Genomic DNA, 4557 nt, shown 5'->3' with positions numbered 1-4557 from the left:
ATTTCATATTAGTGAACGCTTGTACACCTTAAAGTGGTGTTTCTGCAAAAAAACTCCCCGTTCCTTCAATTGCACCCTGAATCAGATGCTGGCTATTTTCGACATCGACGGAACCATCTGTGATACTCAGGATATTGAAGGTATTTGCTATGCTCAGGCCTATTCAGGTGTTTTCAACCAGTCCCTAGAAACGGTGGATTGGAGCAAATTTGAAGACCCAACGAGCGCGGGAATTATTCGATCATTGTGTGGCAATATGTCAGACTTTGGCATTCGCGAAACTCGCTTTAAAGAGCGTTTTGTTCAGCTTCTGAAAGAAAAACAGCCACACCACCCTGGGGACTTCAGCCCGCTACCTGGCGCAGTCGACTTTATGAAACAACTCTCTGATGATTATGGGTATCGCATTGCATTCGCGACGGGTGGGTTCGATACAGAGGCGGAGTTCAAATTAGCCTGTTGTGGAATCGAATTGAGTGCTTATGCCCATGCCACGTCGAGCGACACTCCAAAAAGAACCGACATAATCCGATTGGCGACTCAACGGGCCCAGTCGGAACTGACCGAAGTGGTCTATTTCGGAGATGCCCCTTGGGATGTGGTCGCCTGTTAATCTCTCGGAATTCCCATGATCGGTATTGGGAGGCGAATAAACCAACTCGAGCAACTTGGCATTGAGCACGTATTTCGCAACTACTCTAAGCCCAATGACATCATTGGAGTATTAGATCTCTAAATATCTACTTAATCTGACGAATCCCCTCTGGCTACCACCAACCGAATTAGGGCCTAATTGAAACTTCGGGGACGTGTCCCCAGTTGCATTTGTTGTAGTCGCGCCGCTCTGTCGGGGCGCGGGCCGTTGCTTCGATCCACACCGTAGGGGTCGAGGCGACAGAGCACCTCAACTACAACCAATGGAGCCGAGGAGCGACACCTGGAAAAACTCCCCGTCCTTTCAATTGCACCAAGCGAATGATCTGAGACAAAAGAACTTATTGACCCAACAAACGCAGACGCTTTGGCAAACCGTCCCCACCCTTCTAAACCGGATTACGTAATAGAGATCGGCTCTGTAGGCTGATCGCGAGAGCGATTGCCACGGGACGAATTGCCGAGACATCGATATAAGGAGGCTGAGTTGCTCTACATTTGGGAAATATCAATCGGGCACAAAGCCCCATGACATCATTCAAAGCGGTAGAACAACCAGCCGATTTTGGGAGGAGGAAGGCGTGCTAGATGTCGAACCGATCCAGGTTCATCACCTTGGTCCAAGCAGAGACAAAGTCTTCTATGAACTTATCTTCACCGTCGGAACTAGCGTAGACTTCGGCCACGGCTCGCAGGATAGAATTTGATCCAAAGACGAGATCTGTGCGCGTGCCTGACCAGACGTAGGCACCCGAATCACGATCTACGGCAGCAAACGCGTTGCCGCAGGGAGAGACTTGCTTCCACTCGTATTGCATGCTGAGGAGATTTACGAAGAAGTCGTTACTCAGGGTCCCTGGCCTCTTCGTAAGCACCCCATGTTTTTCATCACCCACCTGCACTTCGAGGACGCGAAGGCCGCCGGCAAGAACAGTCAACTCAGGCGCTGACAGGGTAAGCAACTGTGCGCGATCAATCAATAGATGTTCGGCTGGCACGGAGAAACGGGCTCCAAGATAGTTACGAAAGCCATCTGCTTTGGGCTCAAGAGGCTCGAACGATGCAGCGTCGGTTTGATCCTCACTCGCATCCGTTCTACCCGGAGTAAATGGCACTGTGATCGATTTCCCTGCCTTCGTTGCTGCCAGTTCGATCCCCACGCCACCGGCGAGGACAATCAAATCCGCCAAAGAGATCCGCTTTCTGCCCTCTTGCTTAGAGTTGAAGTCATTCTGAATAGCTTCGAGTCGCTCCAATGCCTGGGCAAGTTTCACGGGCTCGTTCACCTCCCAGTCTTTCTGAGGTGCTAGACGTATCCGGGCTCCGTTCGCCCCACCCCGTTTGTCTGAACCGCGGAAGGTCGATGCAGAGGCCCAAGCAGTGCTCACCAAGCGCGCGATGCTTAATCCAGACTGAGCAATCGCTTCTTTAAGCTCAGAAATATCTGAATCGGAAACCAATTCATGTTCCACAGCGGGCAAGGGATCTTGCCAAATCAGCACTTCTTCGGGCACCTCTGGACCTCGATAAAGGGAGCGGGGGCCCATGTCTCGGTGAGTCAGTTTGAACCATGCACGGGCATAGGCATCGGCAAACTCATCAGGATTTTTGTAAAAGCGCTCTGAGATTTTTTTGTATTCTGGGTCAATGCGCAGAGACAGGTCTGTGGTCAGCATGGTAGGCTTATGCATGATAGCCGGATTATGCGCATCGGGAATTGTTGCTTCTGCATCCTTAGCTACCCAGATATGTGCCCCTGCCGGGCTTTTGGTCAGTTCCCATTCGTTTTCGAAGAGGTTTGTGAAATAGCCATGGCCCCACTGGGCCGGGGTTTGCGTCCAGGTAACCTCAAGGCCGCTAGTGATGGTATCGCCCCCTTTGCCTGTTCCAAATTTGTTGTTCCATCCAAATCCCTGATTCTCCAGAGAAGCGGCTTCAGGGTCTTCTTGGACGTTATCGGCCGGTCCGGCTCCATGGCCTTTGCCGAAGGTGTGTCCGCCTGCGATCAGCGCTACGGTCTCTTCGTCATTCATCGCCATGCGCCCAAACGTATCGCGAATATCATGAGCGGCTTCTTGTGGATCCGGATTGCCGTTAGGGCCTTCTGGGTTGACGTAGATCAGCCCCATTTGGACTGCAGCCAAGGGATTTTCCAAGTCGCGCTCGCCTTCTTTTTGGTCGGCGTATCTTTCTTCGCCAGACAACCAAGTGTGCTCGCTACCCCAGTAGACATCCTCGTCTGGGGCCCAAGTGTCAGTGCGTCCACCTGAAAAACCAAAGGTTTTGAACCCCATAGATTCCATTGCCACATTGCCTGCGAGAATATACAGGTCCGCCCAAGAGATCTTGTGTCCATATTTCTCTTTAATGGGCCAGAGCAAGCGACGAGCTTTATCTAGGTTTCCATTGTCCGGCCAACTGTTTAACGGAGCAAATCTCTGTTGGCCGCGTCCCCCACCCCCACGACCATCCGCAGTGCGGTAGGTGCCAGCGCTATGCCAGGCCATACGGACAAATAAAGGACCGTAGTGACCAAAGTCTGCTGGCCACCAGTCCTTCGAATCGGTCATCAGCGTGGTCAAATCTGCCTTGAGTGCGTCGTAATCAATAGAATCAAAAGCGAGACCGTAATCGAAATCATCGCCCATCGGGTTTGAGCTGGAACCATGTTGGTGGAGTAAATCGACGCGGAGACGATTGGGCCACCAGTCTTGGTTCGTAGTTCCTGCACCGGGAGAGGCGGCTTTCATAAACGGGCATTTTGATTCTTCAGACATAGTTTTTTGTATTCGGGGTTGTAGGTGATTAGGGTGGAAAAATCACTATTAGATTAGATCGGCTATTTCTCTTCCTCCTGACAGCTCGGGCAAATCCCCCAGTAAACGACCTCTGCTTCATCGATGATGAATCCATGATCATTCGAGGGCTGGAGACAGGGGGCATATCCCACGGCACAATCAACATCTTCGGTGACTCCGCATTTACGGCACACGACGTGGTGATGATTGTCGCCCACTCGATTTTCAAACCTGGCTGCCGATCCAGCTGGTTGAAATCGTCGGATAGCGCCCTGATCAGAGAGCGTGTTTAAAGCATTATAAACTGACTGACGCGAGATACTTCCAATGTGTGCTTTCACCACAACAAAGACTTCATCGGCAGTAGCGTGGGGACTTTGAGTCAGGGCATCGATGACAGCCAAACGCTGCGCGGTGACAGACAGTCCGTAGCTTTTGAGTAGATCAGCAGAATTAATCACTAAGAATTTGATACGATACAATTTTGGACTTTGTCAAAATTTATATCTAATAAATTTAGTATGACTCCACGGATGACCCATGCTGTGAAGATTTCGGCGTCCGCCCGTTTATAAAATGCATATATACCGATTCCGTGATGCCCGTTCACAAACGCTTTGAAGGGTCTGCAAGAGTGCATTCGAGCGATCTGACGCACGACCTAAACCCCAGAAATCACTCCAAGCACAATTGACATTTACTTATTGCTTGCGAAGCATCACCCCTGAGTCGCTTTGACATCTCTCATCCCAAATTCAAGTTTCCTATGACAACCGAAGGCTCTCTCCCCGATTCAGACGATAAATCCCCTAGCTATGTTGTAGGCATAGGCGCTTCTGCGGGTGGCCTTGAAGCGCTGGAACAGTTCTTCACTTCAATGCCGACGAACTCTGGACTGGCTTTCGTCGTAGTGCAGCACCTTTCTCCTGATTTTAAAAGCGTTATGGATGAGCTACTGGCGCGCTACACGAGCATGCCTGTTTACCTGGTAGAGGAAGGAGTAACTATCGAGAAAGATAGCATCTATCTCACAGCCATCCCATAGGGATGCGCTAAAAAATTAAAAAGTGGTTGGCTTTGGCGGACTTCCGATCAAGGAAGTCAG

General features: G+C 50.7%; 4 protein-coding genes. 2 read left to right on the top strand and 2 right to left on the bottom strand.

Annotation, left to right across the window (positions count from 1 at the left end; all coding sequences use genetic code 11):
• Positions 1-85: 85 nt before the first annotated feature.
• Positions 86-613 (top strand): HAD family hydrolase, encoded by a 528-nt coding sequence (locus HRU10_14990; GenBank protein NRA28538.1) that lies wholly within the window; start codon positions 86-88, stop codon positions 611-613.
• Between the two features lie 625 nt (positions 614-1238).
• Here the strand turns inward: HRU10_14990 and katG are convergent.
• Positions 1239-3431 (bottom strand): catalase/peroxidase HPI, encoded by a 2193-nt coding sequence (katG, locus tag HRU10_14985; GenBank protein NRA28537.1) that lies wholly within the window; start codon positions 3429-3431, stop codon positions 1239-1241.
• Between the two features lie 62 nt (positions 3432-3493).
• Positions 3494-3913, bottom strand: a complete 420-nt coding sequence (locus tag HRU10_14980; GenBank protein NRA28536.1) for a transcriptional repressor — start codon at positions 3911-3913, stop codon at positions 3494-3496.
• A 305-nt stretch (positions 3914-4218) separates the two neighbouring features.
• Between HRU10_14980 and HRU10_14975 the strand changes: the two genes are divergently transcribed.
• Positions 4219-4497: a hypothetical protein gene (locus HRU10_14975; GenBank protein NRA28535.1), complete on the top strand. Its 279-nt coding sequence runs from the start codon at positions 4219-4221 to the stop codon at positions 4495-4497.
• The last annotated feature ends 60 nt before the right edge of the window (positions 4498-4557 follow it).

The sequence above is a fragment of the Opitutales bacterium genome, from assembly GCA_013215165.1.
In the GTDB taxonomy this organism is placed as follows: Bacteria; Verrucomicrobiota; Verrucomicrobiia; order Opitutales; family JABSRG01; genus JABSRG01.
This window is presented reverse-complemented; position numbering and strand designations above follow the sequence as displayed.